This window comes from Pantoea sp. WMus005, assembly GCF_013415305.1.
Lineage (GTDB): Bacteria > Pseudomonadota > Gammaproteobacteria > Enterobacterales > Enterobacteriaceae > Pantoea > Pantoea rara.
In genome coordinates this window covers 1,129,569-1,150,810 of record NZ_JACBXU010000001.1, presented here as the reverse complement: position 1 = coordinate 1,150,810, position 21,242 = coordinate 1,129,569, and the positions used below count along the sequence as shown (strand labels likewise).

General features: G+C 56.1%; 17 protein-coding genes. 12 read left to right on the top strand and 5 right to left on the bottom strand.

All coding sequences use genetic code 11. From position 1 onward, the window contains the following. Nucleotides 1–189 precede the first annotated feature (189 nt). Nucleotides 190–1,344 (bottom strand): mandelate racemase family protein, encoded by a 1,155-nt coding sequence (locus HZZ01_RS05105; RefSeq protein WP_179895778.1) that lies wholly within the window; start codon nt 1,342–1,344, stop codon nt 190–192. 347 nt (nt 1,345–1,691) lie between these two features. Between HZZ01_RS05105 and HZZ01_RS05100 the strand changes: the two genes are divergently transcribed. The 4 genes from HZZ01_RS05100 (at nt 1,692) to HZZ01_RS05085 (ending at nt 5,954) form a co-directional block, all read left to right on the top strand. After that, nucleotides 1,692–2,807 (top strand): ABC transporter substrate-binding protein, encoded by a 1,116-nt coding sequence (locus tag HZZ01_RS05100; protein ID WP_179895777.1) that lies wholly within the window; start codon nt 1,692–1,694, stop codon nt 2,805–2,807. A gap of 165 nt (nt 2,808–2,972) precedes the next feature. Next, nucleotides 2,973–3,380 (top strand): DUF2231 domain-containing protein, encoded by a 408-nt coding sequence (locus HZZ01_RS05095; RefSeq protein ID WP_179895776.1) that lies wholly within the window; start codon nt 2,973–2,975, stop codon nt 3,378–3,380. 12 nt (nt 3,381–3,392) lie between these two features. Next, the gene (locus HZZ01_RS05090; RefSeq protein WP_179895775.1) at nt 3,393–4,694 is read left to right on the top strand and encodes a sorbosone dehydrogenase family protein; all 1,302 of its coding nucleotides are present in this window, start codon (nt 3,393–3,395) and stop codon (nt 4,692–4,694) included. Nucleotides 4,695–5,321: 627 nt separating this feature from the next. After that, nucleotides 5,322–5,954: a DapH/DapD/GlmU-related protein gene (locus HZZ01_RS05085; RefSeq protein ID WP_179895774.1), complete on the top strand. Its 633-nt coding sequence runs from the start codon at nt 5,322–5,324 to the stop codon at nt 5,952–5,954. Nucleotides 5,955–5,998: 44 nt separating this feature from the next. On the opposite strand, the gene HZZ01_RS05080 is transcribed toward HZZ01_RS05085, so the two are convergent. After that, nucleotides 5,999–6,265, bottom strand: a complete 267-nt coding sequence (locus HZZ01_RS05080) for a hypothetical protein (RefSeq protein ID WP_179895773.1) — start codon at nt 6,263–6,265, stop codon at nt 5,999–6,001. Nucleotides 6,266–6,378: 113 nt separating this feature from the next. Continuing rightward, nucleotides 6,379–7,587 carry an MFS transporter gene (locus tag HZZ01_RS05075; RefSeq protein WP_179895772.1) on the bottom strand — a complete coding sequence of 403 codons (1,209 nt, stop codon included), beginning with the start codon at nt 7,585–7,587 and terminating at the stop codon, nt 6,379–6,381. A gap of 127 nt (nt 7,588–7,714) precedes the next feature. Here HZZ01_RS05075 and HZZ01_RS05070 point away from each other — a divergent pair, with 127 nt between their 5' ends. Continuing rightward, nucleotides 7,715–8,170, top strand: coding sequence for a helix-turn-helix domain-containing protein (locus HZZ01_RS05070; protein WP_179895771.1), 456 nt, complete (start codon nt 7,715–7,717; stop codon nt 8,168–8,170). A gap of 236 nt (nt 8,171–8,406) precedes the next feature. Then, nucleotides 8,407–9,837, top strand: coding sequence for a cytosine permease (locus HZZ01_RS05065; RefSeq protein ID WP_179895770.1), 1,431 nt, complete (start codon nt 8,407–8,409; stop codon nt 9,835–9,837). A gap of 93 nt (nt 9,838–9,930) precedes the next feature. On the opposite strand, the gene HZZ01_RS05060 is transcribed toward HZZ01_RS05065, so the two are convergent. Together HZZ01_RS05060 and HZZ01_RS05055 are read right to left on the bottom strand one after the other, a co-directional pair. Further along, the gene (locus HZZ01_RS05060) at nt 9,931–11,253 is read right to left on the bottom strand and encodes an MFS transporter (RefSeq protein ID WP_179895769.1); all 1,323 of its coding nucleotides are present in this window, start codon (nt 11,251–11,253) and stop codon (nt 9,931–9,933) included. A 190-nt stretch (nt 11,254–11,443) separates the two neighbouring features. Beyond that, nucleotides 11,444–12,457: a GT-D fold domain-containing glycosyltransferase gene (locus HZZ01_RS05055; protein WP_179895768.1), complete on the bottom strand. Its 1,014-nt coding sequence runs from the start codon at nt 12,455–12,457 to the stop codon at nt 11,444–11,446. Between the two features lie 668 nt (nt 12,458–13,125). On the opposite strand from HZZ01_RS05055, the gene HZZ01_RS05050 reads away from it, so the two are divergent. The 6 genes from HZZ01_RS05050 (at nt 13,126) to HZZ01_RS05025 (ending at nt 21,242) form a co-directional block, all read left to right on the top strand. Further along, nucleotides 13,126–15,483: a membrane-bound PQQ-dependent dehydrogenase, glucose/quinate/shikimate family gene (locus HZZ01_RS05050; protein WP_179895767.1), complete on the top strand. Its 2,358-nt coding sequence runs from the start codon at nt 13,126–13,128 to the stop codon at nt 15,481–15,483. Between the two features lie 302 nt (nt 15,484–15,785). After that, complete coding sequence (locus tag HZZ01_RS05045) at nt 15,786–16,766, top strand: TIM barrel protein (protein WP_179895766.1); 981 nt, start codon at nt 15,786–15,788, stop codon at nt 16,764–16,766. Between the two features lie 55 nt (nt 16,767–16,821). Then, on the top strand, nt 16,822–17,862 hold the full coding sequence (locus HZZ01_RS05040; protein ID WP_179895765.1) for a substrate-binding domain-containing protein: 1,041 nt from the start codon (nt 16,822–16,824) through the stop codon (nt 17,860–17,862). 16 nt (nt 17,863–17,878) lie between these two features. Then, nucleotides 17,879–19,381, top strand: coding sequence for a sugar ABC transporter ATP-binding protein (locus HZZ01_RS05035; RefSeq protein ID WP_179895764.1), 1,503 nt, complete (start codon nt 17,879–17,881; stop codon nt 19,379–19,381). A 32-nt stretch (nt 19,382–19,413) separates the two neighbouring features. Next, nucleotides 19,414–20,385, top strand: a complete 972-nt coding sequence (locus HZZ01_RS05030) for an ABC transporter permease (protein WP_090961032.1) — start codon at nt 19,414–19,416, stop codon at nt 20,383–20,385. Continuing rightward, a complete protein-coding gene (locus HZZ01_RS05025; protein WP_090961029.1) occupies nt 20,385–21,242 on the top strand; it encodes a MurR/RpiR family transcriptional regulator in 858 nt (285 codons plus the stop codon). Before HZZ01_RS05030 ends, HZZ01_RS05025 begins: the two co-directional genes overlap by 1 nt.

Below are 21,242 nucleotides of genomic sequence, written 5' to 3'. Positions count from 1 at the left end.
TGATCAGCTGGTCATCCGGGGTCTTCGCCTGGATTGACGCACTGCCCGTCAGCACCAGCAGCGTGATCAGCCACGCGCCACATCGTTGTGTCAGGGTCATAGGTAAAGTCCAGCAGGTCAGAGGTTTTCCCGTTTACCGCGTTGTCAGAGCAGCGCGGTAACGGCGTTATTATTATTTGCTGTACTTCATTACCAGCGGTTCAGGGTGTGGGTCTCAATCCAGCTGAAGTTGATATCTTCACCCAGGCCGCTGCGGGTGGGCAGGGTGACAAAGCCCTGATCGTCCATCGGATCAATCAGGCTGTTGAGGTAGGCGGGCGGCGTCTCATAATCCAGGAAGGGATGCAGCAGGCCGCGCTCATACCAGCGGCAGTTACGAATTGCCCCGACCACCGCCAGGCTGGCCGCGCCGTTGCCGTGCACTTCACAATCCATGCCAAAGGCTTCAGCCAGACTGGCCACTTTCAGGGTGGCGGAAATGCCACCCACGCCGTTGGCACCGGCGCGCAGAATGTCGCAGGCACCCGCGCGGACCCAGTCTGCGCGGCTGTGATGCTTGCCGCCCAGACTCTCCGGGCCGAGCACGTCGATGGAGAGGTTGTCGGCGAGCCAGGCGTAAGAGGCCATGCTCTCTTCCTCCATGGGCTCCTCGAACCAGGCGAAGTTAAGCTTTTCCAGCGCTTTGCCGATGGTCAGCGCGTCGCTGCGGCTGTACCAGTGGTAGCCATCCAGCATCAGTGCGATATCGGGACCCACTGCTTCGCGCACTGCCGCGCAGGCTTTGATATCCATCGCCGGGCTGGGCGCAAAGGAGACCGGCGGCATCCAGGTGTGCAGCTTGATCGCCTGATACCCGCGCGCCACCAGCTTTTCCGCGAACTGTGCATATTCATCAGGCGTCGATAAACCGCCGTTCAGCTCATCGCCACACATGGTGCTGCCATAAGCCGGGATCTTCTCGCGATAGCCTCCCAGCAGCTTGTGGACCGGCTGTTTCAGTTTGCGCCCAATCAGATCCCACAGTGCCTGCTCCACAGCGGAGAGTGCCCGTTCGGTGAGCTGGTGGGCGCTACCGCGCTGCCAGTGTGCCAGGTCCTGCCACAGACGCTCACGGTCAAAGGCGTTCTGACCGATCAGCACCTTGCGGAAGAAGGCGTTAACCACGTGGGAGCGCACCACTTCCGGCGGCGCAAAGGCATAACCGCAGTCGCCATCCTCACTGGTCAGGGTCAGTAACGCCATCTGCGCATCATTTTCCGGACCGGGATGGGAGTGGCCAGCGCTGTCGGCACAGCGCTGGGTGGGATAGGTGAAAAGGGTGACATCAATGGCGCTGATCTTCACGATTAAGCTCCTGTGGCAGGCTATCCTGACTGATTATTAAAACGCTGTTTCATTTTCAATCTAGCGTTCACAAATCATTAACGCATTAGCCAAAACGATACGATTGATGGCTAATATGTGTGCATCTGCCCAGGATGTTGTGAACATATTCACGAAAGCTGACCGTTTTGTGAGCAGCGACACGCTGCGCTTTTTGTCTCTGGAAGCTGACGTTTCACCCTCCTCGCTGCCCGTTAACCGCCGCCACAAAAAACATGTGCCCGGGACTTCCCCTGACAGCACTTTTAGGTAATAGTAACGCCGCTTTACATTAATAATTCTCATTATCATTTGTGCGGGCTTTTACAATGAAAAAATGGTTTTTAGCACTGGGGCTGCTCACGCTGGCAGGGACGGCTTCGGCCAAAATGATTACCGATGTCGCAGGCCGTCAGGTCGAGGTGCCGCAGGAGGCAAAACGCATCATTCTGGGTGAGGGCCGTCAGATCTATCTTCTGGCGGCGTTTGATACCAACGCGCCGTTTAAACGGGTGATTGGCTGGCGTGATGACCTGCACAAAGCCGACTGGGACGGGTATCAGGCTTATGAGAAACGTTACCCGGAAATCAAAAAATTACCGACCTTTGGTGGCGCCAAAGATGGCACGTTCAACGTTGAGCAGGCATTAACGCTGAAGCCCGATCTGGTGCTGATGAATCTGGAATCCAAAGCCGCTACTGATGAAGGCAAGTTGATCGAAAAACTGCAGGCGGTAGGCGTGCCGGTGGTGTTTATCGATTTTCGTGAAGCACCGATGGTGAACGCGGAGAAAAGCATCCGCATCATGGGCGAACTGGTGAACAAACCGGCACGGGCTCAGGAGATCATCACCTTCCGCCAGCAGCAGATTGACCTTGTGACCTCGCGTCTGAAAAACTTCACCGGCTATCGGCCGAAAGTGATGATTGACCGCGCAGGCGGCTACAGCGACGAGTGCTGCATGTCGTTCGGCAATGAGAATTTTGGTCAGATGGTGGAGATCGCGGGCGGTCGCAACATCGCCAAAGATCTGATTCCTGGCACCTTCGGCACCGTTAACCCTGAGCAGATCATCGCCAGCCAGCCGGATGTGGTGGTGGTAACCGGCGCAAACTGGAAGAACTACAACACCGTGGGCAAATGGGTCGGTGTCGGTCCGGGTGCCAATGTCACCGACGCCACGTCGCGTCTGAAAGCGCTGATGATGCGTGATGCCTTTAAAACCTTACCGGTCGCGCACAACGGCAACGTCCACGCCATCTGGCATCAGTTCTACGACAGCCCGTATCAGTTTGTGGCTATTCAGGCACTGGCGAAATGGCTGCATCCCGATCTGTTTGCCGATGTGGATCCGGACGCCACCTTCCGCACGTTCCACGAGAAGTTCCTGCCGCTGCCTTATCAGCCAGGATACTGGGTGACGTTACCCGCTGATAAGCCCTGACTGACCGGCGATGACAGGGACGTCATCCGCCTGATTTGCAATTCCCTTCGAATAAACCCTCTGTTTCTCTTCAGATTTACTAATCTTTTACAGGCGCGGGGTCGGTTGCTCTGAGCAGCGCGACGTCTGACCCGATCCGCATTCACGTTAAAAATGGAGAGAAACATGCGCAATACCCTGGGAAGATCGGCCTTTGCCGTGACGCTGTATGCTCTGCTGGAGCCTGTGCCGCTGGGCTTTTTTGTGGCGGCCTGGCTGTTCGACATCTTATACATGCAGACCTTTGTGCAGTTCTGGACGGATGCCGCCAGCTGGCTGATTGCGCTGGGACTGATCGTGGCGATTGTGCCAAGACTCATCGCGCTGATTTATCTGTTTCGTGGCAGTGACAGTGCGGAAAAAGGCCATTTCTGGCTCTGGCTGGTGGCGATTGTGATCGCTATCGTCAATGCGTTTATTCACAGCCGTGATGCCGCCGCTGTGATCCCGCTGGGCGTGACGCTTTCGACGCTGGTGGTAGCGCTGCTGCTGCTGGCGAATGTGCAACTTGCGTTACGTCAGCGTAGCGCTTAAGGAGGAGCCACTATGAACATACCGCATAAAACGCTGCTCGCGCTGACCCTGACCGCCTTGCTGGCTGGCTGTGATGAGGGTGCGCTGGTCGATCCGCAAAAGCAGATCGGAGCGAATCCTGAACTGCCGCAGGCGAAGAATTTCTTTATGCCGCCGATGCAGGTGCCGGAAGGCACGCCCTGGAAAGCCGGGGAGATGCCAAAAGTGGCTGACGGGCTGAAAATAGAAAAAATTGCTGAGAATCTGCAGCACCCCCGTCAGGTCTACGTACTGCCGAATAATGATGTGCTGGTGGCAGAATCTAATGGGCCACCGAAACCAACCACCCGGCCTAAACAGCTGATTATGGGTCTCGTGCAAAAAGCCTCGGGTAAAGGTGGCGCAGGTGGCAACCGCATTACGCTGCTGCGTAATGTCAATGGCAAATGGGAGCAGCATCGCTTTATTGAGAATCTGCATTCACCGTTTGGCATGCAACTGATTGGCAATACGCTCTATGTGGCGAATGCTGACAGCCTGGTGAAGTTCCCGTATCGCGAAGGCGACACGGAAATCCGGACTGCGCCAGAAGAGGTGACGGAACTGCCCGGCGGACCGATTAACCACCACTGGACGAAATCGCTGTTAGCCAGCCCCGATGGCAGCAAGCTTTATGTGGGTGTCGGTTCTAACAGTAACGTCACTGAGAACGGTATTGGCGCGGAGTATCGCCGTGCAGCGGTACTGGAAGTGGACGCGGCCAGCGGTGCCAGCCGAATCTACGCCAGCGGACTGCGCAACCCGACCGGATTACAGTGGGAACCGCAGAGCGGCAAGCTGTGGGCTGTGGTCAATGAGCGTGATGAAATTGGCTCCGATCTGGTGCCTGACTACATGACCTCGGTGCAGGATAAAGGCTTTTACGGCTGGCCCTACAGTTACTTTGGTCAGCATGTCGATACCCGTGCCGAACCGCAGCGTCCCGACCTGGTAGAGAAGGCGCTCAAGCCCGATTATGCCCTGAGCTCGCATGTTGCCCCGCTGGGCCTGCTGTTCTACGGTGCCGATAACATGCCGCAATATCGGGGCGGCGCGTTTATCAGTGAACATGGCAGCTGGAACCGGACACCGCTAAATGGCTACAAAGTGGTGTGGGTGAAGTTCGAAAACGGTAAGCCGGTGGGTCAGCCGCAGACGGTGGTTTCGGGCTTCCTGACGGATGATGAAAAGCAGGTGCGTGGTTTGCCGGTGGGTCTGGCCAGCGACAAACAGGGCGGCGTGCTGATTGCGGATGATGCAGGGAATACGGTCTGGCGTATCAGCGCCGCGAAGTAAGTTCTGTGCTGCTTTTTTAAGCAGCAAGCAGGCATAAAAAAAGGATTTGGCATCTCGCCAAATCCTTTATTTTTTTGTTCGCTACCCGGCTGGTAACCGCGCTGCGAACGAGGTGCTCAGCACTCTCCACAAACCAGATTGTAAAATGTGCGGCTAAGGATTTCAAGTTTCGCCAAAATGCTGTATGTTTATACAGGTGTTGGGTGTTGAGCATCGCCTCATTGTCGACTGGCCGCTCCCAGGGGCACGGTTTTAAAATCCCGGCAGGCATCAGGTGGTGCTGGCCTGTGGCTTTAACCATGAGTGCCGCTCAGCCCTCTCCACAAAGATGTGCTTAGGCGCCCGGCGGGTAGAGTCAAAGCCCTGGTTGCCGAACAGCGCGCTCCTGTAAAAGGAGAAGGAAAGTGATGGAACTGACTAAGCTGATTCTGGATCTTATCCGGGTCATCTTGCAGATCATCGTTGCCCTTATGCAACTGACCGGTCACGCAGGTTAACCGGAACTTGAAACAAGGCGGAGCTAACCACTCCGCCTTTTTTCTGTGTCAATTCTCTGTCATCAGGGGCGGGTAAGGTGGTGCGGCAAAGCACGCCGCCGGGGCGCTGCTTATTCAGACCGGGAATTTTATGTCCATTGCCGCCGTTATGCCCGCCCGTTTAGCCCACACCTGGATTGATGAAAGTGTGAAGATGCGGGAGACCACCGTGGGTCAGCAGTGTGAGATCCTGGCACACAGTTCGCTGGAATATAGCGAGCTGGGTGACTTCTCGTATGTCGGCGAACACTGCTGCCTGGCCGACACCCAGGTGGGGCGCTTCTGCGCCATCGCAAATCAGGTGCGGATCGGCGCACCGAATCATCCGATGGATCGCGCTTCCCAGCATCGCTTTACTTACTGCCCGGAGTATTACCATCCCGACGCCCGCCGCGATCAGGGCTTCTTTGCGGCCCGTCGCGCCGATCGGGTGGTGATCGGAAATGATGTCTGGATCGGCCACGGTGTGATTGTGCTGCCCGGCGTCACTATTGATGATGGTGCCGTGCTGGCCGCAGGCGCGGTGGTGACAAAAAACGTTGCGCCCTACAGCGTGGTTGGCGGTGTGCCAGCCAGACCCTTGCGGGTGAGGTTTACGCCATCGATTGCCGCCCGCCTTCAGCGTATTGCCTGGTGGAACTGGCCGCTGGAGAAACTGCTTGCGAATCTGCCCGATTTTCAGCACGGCGACATCGATGCGTTCTGCCAGCGGCACGACAGTTAATGGTCCTCCAGGGCCATTTTCCCGCTGACTGAGGGCGCGTCTGCCTATTTAAAAAAGAGCCAGCCCACCACGCTAAGCAGTCCCAGAGTCAATACGACAAACACTTTGCCGCGGGCAGAAGCATTCTGCCGGTGCTGTTCTTCATTTCGAATATCATGAAAACGCGCCAGTGCGCGGTTTTCATCAAGGGCGGTCACTTCTTCAGACTGCTTTTCGTAGCCGCGCTGTGACAGTTGAGCCGCGCCCGCGCTGTCGTCTCTCTCCAGCACGGTAATCTGGTGACCCTTTTTAAAAAAACAATAGTCAGGCATGTGCTCCTCCTGGAACAGGGTGGCTGTGAGAAATAACCTATATGAACCGGCAGGGCATTGTATACCAAAGTCTTCTGGCAGCAGGTTCAGAAGTGGTCCGCCGGAGGGCGCGGCTATCCTGCATGACGGGACCCGTACCAGCAAAGAAAGGCAGAGGCGCTGACCGCAGCACCGGCATAGCAGACGGCCTGCCATCCCCAGTGGGCGTAAAGCTGGGTAGCGGCAATCGCGCCCAACGCACTGCCCAGCGAGTAAAAGCACATATAGGCACCGACCAGACGACTGGCCGCCTCGGGCCGGGCAGCCACCAGCAGGCTCTGATTAATCACATGTACCGTCTGGATCGCGAAGTCGAGCAGGACCACCCCGACTATCAGCAGCAGTAGCGAGCTTTGCAGCGCGGCTATCGGCAGCCAGGAGAAGGTCAGCAGTACCAGGGCGAAGCCGGTGGCTCGCTGCCCCCGTCCCCGGTCAGCCCATGTGCCCGCTCTGGAGGCCGCCAGCGCCCCGGCCAGACCTGCCAGTCCGAACATTCCAATCGCGGTGTGTGTCAGCGACAGATTCGTCAGCGGCAGCACCATCGAAGACCAGAGCATACTGAAGGCCGCAAAAATCAGCAGCGCGAGAATGCCTCGCCTGCGCAACAGCGGTTCCGTTCGAAACAGCCGGAAAACCGACAGTAACAGCTGAAGGTAAGCGGTGCGCTGCGGCTGGCCGGTTGTGGCAGGCAGCACTTTCACCAGTACCAGCGAGATCAGCAGTAACAGGCAGGCGGCCGTCAGATAGACCGCGCGCCAGCCCGCCAGATCGGCAATCATCCCGGCAATAAAGCGCGCCAGCAGGATGCCGATCACGATGCCACTGGTCACGCTGCCCACCACCTGTCCGCGCTGCGTGGGCGATGCCAGCATGGCGGCCCAGGCCACCATCAGCTGCGTGACTACCGCCATTAATCCCACCAGCAGCATTGCACAGAGCAGCGTCATCAGGTCGGGCGCGAAAGCCGCGGCGGCTAACGCCAGCACGGAAAGCAGCAGCTGGGTGAGCACCAGTTTTTTGCGGTTGATGCAGTCGCCCAGCGGCACCAGAAAGAGTAATCCGAGGGCGTAGCCGGTCTGGGTGACCGTGACCACTGTGCCAATGGTGCCGGGAGAAACCTGCAGGCTGGTGGCTATCGATTCCAGCATCGGTTGCGACGAATAAACATTGGCGACCGCCAGCGCAGAGGTGAGTGAGAACAAAAAGATCATCCGGGGCGAGAGCACCGGCATCGCGGCGGGCGATGGATCGGCTTCCCGAGCCTTGCATGTCGTCGTGGTCATGATTATGCCTTCTGGTTTTTATTTGAAACTGGATTAGCAATATCATTAGCCGGAGTGGTTTTTTTTTGCAACTTCTTTTCAGGGTGGCTAAGCTGGGTTCATCAGACCGGCAGAGTGAGAGAATAAAATGGCTAAGCAGGAATCCCTGAGAACCAGCGAGTGTCCGGTTGCAAGAACCCTGGAGTCGATAGGTGAGCGCTGGTGCATGATGATTGTGCGTGAAGCCTTTGATGACGTTCGCCGATTCAGTGACTTCCAGCGCAACTTAGGGCTGGCGAAAAATATTCTGGCGTCGCGCCTGAAGCAGCTGGTGGAGATTGGGGTGTTTGAGATTGCGCCGGCCTCGGATGGCAGTGCCTACAGCGAATATGTCCTGACCGAAAGAGGCCGTTCACTGTTTCCGGTGGTAGTGGCTATGCGCCAGTGGGGCGAACGCTATCTGTTTGAAAAGGGCGAGACCTACTCGGTGCTGCTGGATAATGCGGAAGGCAAGCCGCTGCCACGTCTTGAAGTTTATTCGTCTCAGGGACAGAAACTGGATCCCACCGACTGCCATCGTCAGCGGGTGATTGCGGAAGAATAACCGTCAGCGTATTGCCTCCTCCCTGCACGCTGCACCTGACAGGCCTGGCATCGCATGCGATCCCGATCAGCGTTGTCGGCCTGTCGATATCATCACATTTTCCAATGACAGGTTGCCTTGTAACTTGCCAATTCGCATGACATCCTCACTAGTTGTATAGACAGGTATCTTCAACCCTGGATAGGGCACGTCACTCTTTCAGCAAACGCGTCTCTCACTGCTTCAGCGAGGAATCTATGTCGGTCAAATCATCTGTATCAGATTATTCAGGCGCAGAGACACCGCGCCTGTCAGAAACCCGTTCCATTGATTACATCCCGTTGCGTGAACGTCACGGCCATCCCTTTAGCCAGTTTACGCTCTGGTTCGGTGGCAACCTGCAAATCACGGCTATTGTCACGGGTGCGCTGGCCGTGGTGCTGGGCGGGGACGTCGTGTGGTCGCTGACAGGCTTACTGGTGGGTCAGGTTCTGGGCGCAGCGATCATGTCGTTGCATGCTATCCAGGGCCCGCGCCTGGGTTTACCGCAGATGATCACCAGCCGTATGCAGTTTGGGGTGTTTGGTGCTGTTATTCCTCTGGTGCTGGTGTGCATGATGTATGTGGGATTTTCAGCCAGCGGGACCGTCCTGGCGGGGCAGGCGCTGGCTAAACTTATCGATGTCAGTCATTCCACCGGGATGATCCTGTTCAGCACCCTGATCGTGATCATTGCGGTGCTGGGCTATCGCGTGATTCATCAACTGGGGAAGGTGGCGAGCGTCATTGGCGTTTTAGCTTTTGCTTATCTGTTTATCACGCTGTTCACTACGCATGATTTATCCGTCGTGTGGCAGAATCAGCACTTTACCCCGGCAAACTTCCTGCTGGCGGTCTCTCTTTCTTCCTCCTGGCAGATTGCCTTCTGTCCTTATGTCTCGGACTATTCGCGCTATCTGCCAGCAGATGTCTCCGCGAGGAAACTCTTCAGTTCGGTCTTTTTGGGCACCGTACTGGGCACCCAGGCGTCAATGACGCTGGGGGTGATCGTTGCTGCCATTGCCGGAAGTGCGTTTGCAGGCAATGAGGTCGGTTACATCGTAAGTATGGGCAGCACGGCAACCATGGCTATGGTGATGTATTTCGCGATTTGCTTTGGGAAAATCACCTTTACCACACTGAATGCGTACGGCAGTTTTATGTCACTGACGACCATTGTCTCTGGCTTCCGGCAGCAAACTACGCTGAGCCGGGGAGCGCGCATTCTGTTTGTGGTTTTGATGGTGGCGCTGGCTTGCGTTATTGCTCTGCTCAGCGAACCGGCCTTCCTGAAATCTTTCACCCACTTCCTGCTCTTTCTGCTGGCTTTCTTTGTACCCTGGAGCGCGATCAGCCTGACCGATTTTTATCTGATCACCAAAGGCAGGGTTGATGTCCCGGCACTGTCGCAGCCGGACGGACGCTATGGACGCTGGAACCTTGCCGGTATTACCGTCTATTTTCTGGGCGTACTGGTGCAACTGCCGTTTATCGATAATCCGCTGCACCACGGATCGCTCACCTGGATCTTTGCCGGTAATGATGTCTCGTGGATCGTCGGCTGGTTTGCGACGGCACTGTTGTGGCTGATCGCCAGCCGCTGGGATCGCCGTGGCACACCTGAACAGTCCATTTATCCTGCGGTGTGACCAGGTTAAGCCGCTGGGCGGCTTAGGTTCAGGGAATGTCACTCTGCGCGGGTGGGTGATCACCCGCGTGTGAGGAAAACTGCGCGTTTGAAATCAGGCCGCTGAAACATCCGCCACGCCGGTCTGCGCCTCGGCCACCAGCGGCTTTTCAGGCTGCAGCAGTGTCATCGCCAGCATGCTGCCGAAGGCGATTACTGCGGTAACGGTAAACATCGCGTTGTAGCCGTAGTATTCCGCCAGCCAGCCGCAGAGCATGGGAGAAATAATCGCTGCCAGATTGGCAATCGCCAGCGTCATGCCGCTGTAGGTGCCGACCGACGCTTTCGGGGTGACATCAATGACCACCGACCAGTAGACATTATTCACCAGCGCATTCAGTGCATTGCCCAGGGTCATCAACGCAATAATTCCGGCGGCCGACTGCACATACGGGATCGCCATAAAGCAGCAGGCGGTGCCGCACAGCGTGACGGCGGCAAACAGATTACGCGCCAGCCGCAGATTACCGAAGCGGGCCAGCAGGGCGTCGGCAATGCGTCCGCCCAGCAGCACGGTGATACAGGCACCGCTCCACGGGATCATCGCCACGTACCACAGCGAATGCAGATCGTAATGGAAATTATCCTGCAGATACTTCGGCATCCAGGTCACCAGGGTAAAGGTGATGTAGAGGAAGGAGAAGTAGCCCAGTGCGTTGCAGACCAGTGTGCGGCTGGTGAAGAAGCGCCACCAGGGCAGTGGCACGCTGTCGCCCGCGCTGCGGCGCTGACCGTTCTGAATCAGCGCGCGCTCTGTCGCACTGGTGTGAGGACTTTGATCCGGGCTATCACTGAAGGTACGGGCAAACAGCGCCATCGCCAGCAGGGAGAACACCCCGAGCAGGATAAACATCATGCGCCAGTCATGGGTCAGCAGCAGCAGGCCAACCGCAATCGGGGCCGTCAGCAGCGCGCCAACCTGTGTCGAGAGCAGACCGATGCCCAGCGCAAAACCACGCTCGTTATCAGGTGCCCAGTGGGCAATTGCCTTGTTCATCAGCGCGTAGGCCGGTCCTTCGGAAAAACCAAACAGGATTCGCAGGGCAGCAAAGCCCATAATGGCGGAGCCGCCAAACAGTGCCATGCCCAGTTCACCCGCCCAGGCGGTAGCGATTTCCAGCAGCGACCAGAGCACGCCGGCCAGCAGCCAGACCTTTTTCGTGCCGATGCGGTCAGCCAGAAAGCCGCCGCACAATGAACCAAACAGATAGCCAAAACCAAAGTAACCCAGCACTGCACCAAGCTGGACTTTGCTGAAGTGATACTCCGCTGCGATAGCGTTGGCCGCAAACGACAGGGCGCCGCGATCGATGTAATTGATCAGGGCGATCAGGAACAGCAGTGAAAATAGGGTGTAACGGTAACGGCTGGATGTCATCTCACTTCTCCTGATTAAGTGTCTCAGGAAAGCTCAAGCAAATTTGATGCCGGAAAGGCATGTATCCGGCAAACAGGGGGCGGAGAGTGGTGGCGGGCCGCCATGCCTGCCCTGAATGGCGTACACTGATCACGCTCATTATTCGCCTGCGCATCAATGCAGTGCAGGCGTTGCCTGTCGATGGTGAGTCCTAGGCGGCGTTATGATGTGTGGTGCTGGCATGTGGCAGCGGGATAAGCACGGCTTCATCAATCGCGACCTCTTCAGCGGTCTTGTTCTGCGGCATTTCGCCAAGGTGCAGCAAAATCTGCTGCTGATAAGTCGCATCGTCCACTGTGGTTTGCTCACTCAGCAGTACGCCCGCTTCATTGACGTTTTTGCCTTCCACTTTTATTTTTGAGGTGGCACTGGCCAGCATCCACTCATATTCGATATCGACATGGCCGCTATCAATACAGCGGATACCGCGCTGACTTAAATCATACGCCAGTACGGTGGCGGTCGGGCCCAATGAAATTAAGACCAGGTCAAAGTTGACGGCATGCTCTGAAACGGTTTCAAACAGGCGATCATAAACAGAAAAGGCATTACGGTTCAGTGTGGTAATACGTTTAACGTCGCTGGCCCCCTCAAGTAAATCATTGCCTAATCCCAGACGTGTACCACTGCCTTCAACAATTAATACCCGGCGCCCCTGATAGAGCTGTTTGAATTTATCAAATATCGTCCGGGATAATTGCTTGCCTTTATAATCGTGATAAGGCCGGGTAACAGAAGTATTGCCATACCGGACCTGTTTATTCAGCAGAGCCTCATAATGTTTAAAGTAAAATGCTTTATGGAAGAACCAGAACAGGGCCGATCCACTTCGCATACTGCGGGTGGTGCGAAAGGCATCCGGCAGGCAGATCAGACAGTCTGGATTGGCTGCTGGCTCCTGCTGCAGCAGGGCTTTGAGCCGGGCAGAGAGTTTCGGATCAAATGGCTGGAAACCGATATTTTTATACCAGGTCATTTCCAGTTCACCGTCGCCATATCGGGCCAGGGATAAATGTGGGTTACGTAACAACAGATCAATTGTTTCTTCAATCGACATCACGGAATAACGTTTTACCTGTGCCTGTGCAGCAGGATAGCGAAGCGCGGCATTGATAAATTTAAACGGAAAACGAAACTTGCGATAAATAGCATGAAGTGCGGACATAATGAACCTGCCTGGGTTATTGCTGCCATAGAAAATCCCGCCTGATGGCCGGATAAATAATAATAAGCGTGATGATATATATCACAGGTAAAATCCGTGTCAGGCTACGGAATATCTGAAATCGTTTTCATCGTAGAAATTCCTTATTTTATTAATCTGTTCTCTGCCTTTAATTTTCCCTGAAATAAGTAAAGTCGCGGCGTTATCGACATTTTAAAAAAATTTTAAAATTCATCACACCGCATCAGCCTTGATGTTCGCGCTGAGAAAAAAAACGGGTCAATGGCTTTTCCAAATTCAGCATTAAGAGTTATTGCAGGGCAGGGTGAATAAATCATTATGACTATTTGACACTGAAAAATGTTCACCGGGCAAACGTACGGCTGCATTACAGAAGCGCGCCTTGTCTGATAATTGTTCGCCTTTGAACAAAAGGTGCGGTAGTTAGCAGCCTATGGTTAACATTTTGTGATGTATATCTCGTTATTCTGCCTTCAGAAAGTAAAAAAAGCGGCCTGAATACCTCTGCAGGTAATATTTATAATAAATATTACTAATGATTTACGCCTGAACACGTTTTTACATATTTCGCGTGTAAGTTAAAATCTCGTTGAATTTATGTTTCCAGCTTAACTTACTTATCGCCGCTAATGACCCGAGGAAGGATCATGATCAATAAAATAACCAGTATAATCATGGTGATATTTGCTATCGCCCTGATTTACATGGGAGGACAACTCCTGCTTGCAGGAGGCAGCGCGTTCTATGCGCTGATGGGCGTGGGCGTTCTGCTCAGCGCGATCCTGCTGATGATGAACAAACGCAGTGCGCTGACGCTTTATGCGCTGTTGATGTGGGTCACGCTGTTCTGGACTATCTGGGAAGTGGGCTTCGACAAATGGCAGTGGATCCCGCGCGGCGACCTGTTTGGTGTGCTGGGCGTCTGGCTGGCTCTGCCGTGGGTGGTTCGTCCGCTCTATCAGGGACAGCGTCGCTTCCATCCTTTCCTCGGCGGTTCAGTGGTGCTGATGGTGCTGCTGGTGGTTGGCCTCTGCTTCTACGATCCGCTGCCGCAACAGGGCACTATCACTACGCCGCGCAACGCCTCTGCGACCGGCGGAGCCGCTGAAGAGTGGAGCGCGTATGGCGGAACGGCCGATGGCCAGCGCTTCTCGGCGCTGAAGCAGATCACTAAAGATAACGTTAAAGACCTGGAAGTTGCCTGGACCTATCACACCGGCGATCTGCGCCAGGGTGATGATGCGACTGAATACACTTTTGAAGCGACGCCGCTGAAAGCCAACGGCATGCTCTACTTCTGTACGCCGCACAACGAAGTCCATGCTCTCGACCCGGAAACGGGTGCGGTAAAATGGAAAACCCTGCCGGATAAAAACCGCTCTTATCTGCAGCAGCACCAGACCTGTCGTGGCGTGAGCTACTTCGATGCCGGCCAACAGGGTCAGCAGCAGACGGGCGCAGCACCGGCGATCTGCCGCAAGCGTATCTTCAACGCGACCACCGATGCCCGCCTGCTGGCGCTGGATGCCGATACCGGCAAGCCCTGCGCGGACTTTGGTGACAACGGCGTGGTGAACCTGCGTGCCAACATGGGCGAGGTGCGTCCACATGCGCTGATGCAGACCGCAGCACCGCTGGTGGCAGGCAATCTGGTGATTGTTGGCGGTTCGGTGATGGATAACGGCTTCAACAGCGGCAACCCATCAGGTGTAATTCGTGCCTATGACGCTGTCAGCGGTCGTCTGGTGTGGAACTTTGATCCGGCTAACCCGGATAACACTGCACCGGTCGCTGCAGGGGCAACCTATCCTCAGGATACCCCGATCGCCTGGGCCACCCTGAGCGCCGATCTGAAAAACGGCCTGGTCTATGTGCCGTTTGGTAACGCCTCGCCGGATGAAGTCGGTATCGAACGCGATCCGGCCAGTAACACCGAAAAATTCCGTGATGCGCTGGTGGCGCTGGATCTGAAAACCGGTGCGTTCAAATGGCGTTATCAGAGTTCAAATCACGACCTGTGGGATCGCGATAACCCGTCACAGCCTTCGCTGGTGGACATCAACTATCAGGGTAAACCGCAGCCCGCGGTCATTCTGCCGACCAAAACCGGCAACCTGTTTGTGCTGAACCGCCTGACCGGCGAGCCGGTTTACCCGGTAGAGCAGGTTAAGGTCTCAACGGATGGCATTAAAGGCGAGCAGTATGCGGCGACCCAGCCGGTCTCGAGCCTGAACTTCATTCCACAGCCGCTGACTGAGAAGTCCATGTGGGGCATCACGCCGTTTGACCAGATGGCCTGCCGCACCACCTTCCGTGAGCTGCGTTATGACGGTAACCCGTGGACGCCGCCTACCGAGAAAGGCTCGCTGATCTTCCCGGGCAACATCGGGGTGTTTAACTGGGGTTCCGTAGCCGTTGATCCCCAGCGTCAGATGCTGATTGCGGCACCGGTACGCCTGGCTTACAAATACAACTTGATTAAGCGCACACCGGAAACCGAAACCCAGCGTACCTTCACCAAAGATGGTACGCCGTACTGGAATGAGAACTTCCACGGCGACTACGCTATTCACATCCAGCAGATGGCGTCGGGACTGGGTATTCCCTGCATCGCGCCACCGTGGGGACGGATGGTGGGTGTGGATCTGACCACCGGCAAAACCGAATGGCTGCGCCGCGTCGGCACCACCAAAAACCTGAAGACCAGCTTCCTGCCTGGCCGCTTCCCGCTCGGTTTCCCGATGGGGATGGTCGCGCACGGCGGACCGCTGCTGACGGCCGGTGATCTGGTGTTCCACGGCGCAACGGCAGATAACTTCTTCCGCGCTTACGACAGCACTACCGGCGAACTGCTGTGGCAGACTGAACTCAGCGCCGGAGCGCAGGCCACGCCATCCACCTTTATGGGTAAAGATGGCAAGCAGTACGTGGTGATTGCCGCAGGCGGCCACGGCTCGCTCGGCACCACGCAGGGCGACAGCGTTGTCGCTTTCCGTCTGAAGTAAAGTTATCTCGTCCCGCTGAGCGCCACCCTGGCGCTCAGCTTTTTTCATTTCTTTCCCTGTCAGACTCCACGCCCGGCTGCTCACTACAACCCGTTGTATTCCAGATAAATTCTCCCGGCACTCCCTGTACTTCATCTGATAACACACCGAAACTATTTCGTGACCGTGCTCGCGGTTTAAGGATTTTCCCGTCCTGACAGACTTGCGCATTGAAGCGCGAGGCGTAGATTAATACATAACTTCACAACTAATCGTGAATATGAAAAGTACTTCACAATACGCACTCTGAAGGATTGATGCTCATGTCGGAACTGAAATTTGCTACCCGTCTCAACTCGTTCGCCTCGGGCGCACATCTCTACTGGCCCGATCAGCAGGGCAAGCCCTCTGTGCTGCAGATGGTTGCCCGCGCAGGCAAGGTAAAAGGCTTAACGCATCTCGACCTCAACTTTCCGCAGCATCTGACCAGCGATATTCCCACTCTTCGACAGGCGATCAGTGATGCGGGGCTTGCTGTCAACGGCATGCAGATGCGCTGGGATGCGCCGCAGTTCAAAATCGGCGCGTTCACTCATCCCGACGCGAAAGTGCGTCGCGAAGCGATCGAGCTGACCAAGCGCGGCATTGACGCGGGGCGGGAATTTGGTTCACAGCTGATGACGCTGTGGATGGGGCAGGACGGTTTCGATTACTGCTTCCAGGCCGACTATAAAAAGATCTGGGAGGATGCGGTCAGCGCCGTGCGTGAAGTGGCGGAGTATGCCCCGGACGTTGACGTCAGCATTGAATACAAACCCAATGAGCCGCGCGCCTACAGCATCTTCCCCAACGCCACTACCTGTCTGCTGGCGGTGGAAGAGGCGGGCTGCGCCAATCTGGGGATCACCCTGGATTTTGCGCACGTGCTGTTTGCCAATGAGATCCCGGCTTACGCTGCTGCGATGGTGGCACGCCGCTCACGACTGCTGGGGCTGGACCTGAATGATGGCTGGGGCAAACGTGACGACGGCCTGATGGTCGCCTCCGTTAATCCGCGCGCCACGCTGGAGTTTCTCTGGCAGATGCAGCGCGACGGCTACCGCGGCGCCTACTACTTCGATACCTTCCCGGATGCCAGCGGGCTTGACCCGATTCGTGAAGCGGAGAGCAACATCGCCACCGTTAAGCGCCTGCTCAGACTTTGTGACCAGTTGCACGGTAACGCGCAGTTACAGGCTGCTATTGAGCGTCAGGATGCGGTCGCCTCACAGCAGATCGTCAACGACATCATGCTGGCCCGCTGACAGCCGATTAATCATAAGAACATCACATCTCTACCCACATGCTGAGACTATAAAAATGAAAAAACGCCTGCTTGCCTTTATCGCTTCTTCACTACTCTGCAGCACGGTTTATGCGGCAGAACTGGCACCCCTGCAATCCGATACTGAACCGGACCGCACCGACTGGACCCAGCTTGACACCAAATATGGTGCACTGCCAAAAGTCGATAAGTCATTGAAGATTGGTGGGGTATCGAAAACCCTGACCAATGAATACTGGCGTCTGCTCGGTCAGGGCTACGAGGTCGCGGCGAAAAAATATGGCGTTACCGTGGCCTATCAGGCGGCGGCTAATGAAGACGATCAGCTCGGTCAGCTCTCCATTGCGGAAACCCTGATCTCGCAGGGCTTTAACGGCCTGCTGGTTTCGCCGCAGACCGACATCAACCTGGAGCCTGCGCTGGAGAGCGCCAACAGTAAAAATATCCCGGTGGTTAATGTTAATGATGCGGTGATGCCGAACGCGCGTTACTACGTCGGCAACGTCCAGAAGGATAATGGCGTGCGGGTGGCGAAATGGTTTATTCAGCATCATCCGCAGGGCGGCAAAGTGGCGGTGATTGAAGGGCAGCCAGGGGTTTATGCCGCCGGACAGCGTACCCGTGGCTTTAAAGAGACGCTGGACAGCGCCGGCAAGTTCACCATCGTGGCCAGCGTGCCCGCTAACTGGAGTCGCGAGCAGGCCTTTAACGCTGCATCGACCATTCTGCAACAGCATCCTGATCTCATCGGCTTCTACGCCAACAACGACACCATGGCGCTGGGCGTGGTAGAGGCGGTTCGCGCGCAGAACAAAGCGTCACAGGTGGCGATCTTTGGCACCGACGGCATTTCCGATGCCTACGCCTCCATTAAGCGCGGCGAGCTTACTGGCACGGTAGACAGTTTCCCGGTGCTGACCGGTGAAGTGGCCATGGACGTGGTGATCCGTCTGATCAATGGACAGAAACTGTCGCGCGTTATCTCCACACCGCAGGCGCTGATCACCAAAGAGAATGTCGGGGCGTTCTCCACTAAAGACAACAGCCGGTTGCGTCAGTTGCTGGCTCAACAATAGGTCAGCGGGAGCGGGTATGGAACAGTTTCGCTTAATGATGCGTGGCATCAGCAAAAGTTACGGTAACGCCGCCGCGCTACAGGATGTCGATTTCTCAGTGCGGCCCGGCGAGGTGCACGCGCTGATTGGGGAAAACGGCGCAGGTAAGTCGACGCTGCTGAATATCCTCTCCGGCGTGCGCGGTGCGGACAGCGGGGAGATTAGCGTCAACGGAAACCGGGTGCAAATCCGCAGTCCGCTCAGCGCCCGTCAGTCAGGGATCGCGATGATCCACCAGGAGTTGCAGCATGTGCCTGAGCTTTCCGTGGCGCAGAACATGTTTCTGGGTCGCCCGCTGACCCGCGCTGGCGGCTGGTGGGTGGATAAGAAAGCCCAGCTGGCACGGGCTACTCTGATTCTGAAGACGCTGGATCCCACTATCGATCCCGATACGCCGATCAGGAACCTTAAGGTGTCGCAGCAGCAGATTGTGGAGATCGCCCGCGCGCTGCTGGATGACGCGAAAATCATCGCCATGGATGAGCCGACCTCCAGCCTGACGCCCCGCGAGTTCGACCGGCTGGCGGAACTGATTGGCGACTTAAAATCGACCGGCGTCTCACTGATCTATGTGTCGCACAAGATGAATGAGATTTTCCGGGTCTGCGACCGCGCCACCATTATGCGTGACGGAAAGCAGGTTGGGGTGGTCAACATCAGTGATGAGGATGAGGAGAGCATCGTCGCCAAAATGGTCGGACGGAAGATCGACAAGCTCGACCATCAGGCATTTGTCACCGATCGCGAAGTGCTGCGGGTAGAGGATCTGACGCGTGGCAATGAGGTGGTGGCGGCAAACTTCAGCGTTCGTGCTGGCGAAGTGCTGGGCATTGCGGGGCTGGTGGGCTCTGGGCGCACGGAACTGCTGAAGCTGATTGCCGGTATCGACAGGCGCACCTGTGGCACGGTGAGCGTCAACGGCACCGCAGTGCAGAACCACAACGTGCGTGCGGCGATTAAAGCGGGCATTGGTCTGGTACCGGAAGACCGCAAAAAAGAGGGCATTATCAAAGAGCGGGCGGTGAAGATGAATATGGCACTGCCGTCGATGCACCGCTTCACGTCGGTGGGTCTGATCAGTCAGGCCAGACTGGACCGCGAGGCGCTGACGGTCATGGGCGACCTGAAGCTGCGCCCGCTCGACATTGAGAAAACCATTGGCACGCTGAGCGGCGGCAATCAGCAGAAAGTGATCATCGGCCGCTGGGTGGCAGCAGATGCCAATGTGTTTCTGTTTGATGAGCCGACGCGCGGTATCGACATTGGCGCCAAATCTGAAATCTATCATCTGATCGAAAAACTGGCCCAGGCGGGCAAAGCCATTGTGGTGGTGTCGTCAGAGATGACCGAGATCATGCGCATCTCTGACCGGGTGCTGGTGATGCGTGAGGGACGGATTACCAAAGAGCTCACCGGCAGCGCGATCACCGAAGAGAACATCGCCCGTTATGCCATTAAAGATATCGACCAGACCGCCTGACCGCTTACCTGACACTATTTAAGGTTATAACTATGACGACTCAGACATCTACCGGGCCGGGTACCCGACCCGCGTTGCGGCTTAAATTTAACGTACGCGATGCCGGTACCTTAATTGGCTTACTGATTATCGTGGTGACATTTTCGTTTCTGTCGCCGGTCTTTTTCACGGTGCCCAATCTGCTGAATATTCTGCAGCAGTCTTCGATCAACGCCCTGATTGCCCTGGGCATGACGCTGGTGATTATCTCCGGCGGGATTGACCTCTCGGTCGGTCCCACCGCGGCGCTCTCCGCGGTGCTGGGTGCCACGCTGATGACCTCGGGTGTGCCGGTACCGCTGGCGATCCTCGCGACGCTGGGTGTGGGCGCGATGTGCGGGCTGTTCAGCGGTTCACTGATCGCCTATGCCGGGCTGCAGCCGTTTATCGTTACGCTGGGCGGCCTGTCGCTGTTCCGGGCCATCGCGCTGATCTATACCGGCGGCAATCCGGTCTTCGGTATTCCGCTGGAGTTCCGCACGCTGATTAACAGCATGCTGTTGGGTATTCCGACGCCGATTGTGATTGTCGCGGTGATTGCGCTGGTGCTCTGGACGGTGATGAATAAGACCCCGCTGGGGGAATATATTCTGGCGATTGGCGGTAATGAAGAGGCGGCGCGGGTCGCCGGTGTGCCGGTGAAGCGCACCAAGGTCACGGTTTACATCTTCTCCGGTCTGCTGGCCTCACTGGCCTCGCTGATTCTGATTGGTCGTCTGGGTGCTGCGGAGCCGACAATCGGCAACCTGTGGGAACTGGACGCTATTGCGGCGGCGGCCATTGGTGGTGCATCACTGATGGGCGGCAAGGGCAGTATCTTCGGCACGCTGATTGGCGTGGTGATCCTCGGGGTGCTACGTAATGGCTTGACCTTACTGAACATTCAGGCCTTTTACCAATTGCTCGCTACCGGCCTTATTATTATCATAGCGATGTTGATTGACCGGGCGACCCGAGGCAAGTAATGAAGCAAGATCCGCGAGCCATTGGCGCTCAGATTCGTATGCGTTTGCCCCAGCTGACGCCGTTAGAACGACGTGTGGCGGAGGCAATCATTGCCCGAACCGACATTACCGAGCAGTCCTCTCTCAAGGAGATTGCGCAGGAGAATAATGTCTCTGAAGCGATGATCGTTAAGATTACTAAAAAACTTAACTTCACTGGCTTCAGGCATTTCAGAAGTGGCCTGATCTATTACAACCAGTCTGAAGTGGCGGGACTGCATGCGGAAATTGAGCCGGATGATTCGTCGGAGCAGTTGCTGGCCAAAGTGTTCAGAACCTCTATCCAGGCAATTGAAGAAACTTTATCGATTCTGGATGTCTCTGAATTTAATCGTGCGGCGGACATCATCTTTAAAGCGCGTCATATCGATCTCTATGCCGTGGGCGGTTCTGCCGCCGTGGCACGGGACCTGTCACACAAGATGCTGAAGATTGGCATCAAGTCGACCGCCTATGACGACGCCCACATCATGCTGATGTCAGCTGCCGTGTTATCTGATGACGATGTGGTTATCGCCATCAGCCATTCGGGTGCGACACGTGCGGTGAACGATCCGGTCAAACTGGCGGGGAAGAATGGCGCGAAGGTGATCGCCATTACCAACTACGCTGAATCCCCGATCGCGCAGAGTGCGCATGTGGTCCTCAATTCAACCTCTCAGGGATCGCATCTGCTGGGTGAAAACGCCGCGTCACGCATCGCCCAGCTCAATATTCTGGATGCGCTGTTTGTCGCTATCGCAAAGAAAGACCTGAAGCGGGCGGAGAAAAACCTGATGAAAACCCAGCATGCGGTTCAGGATCTGCGGGAATTCTAG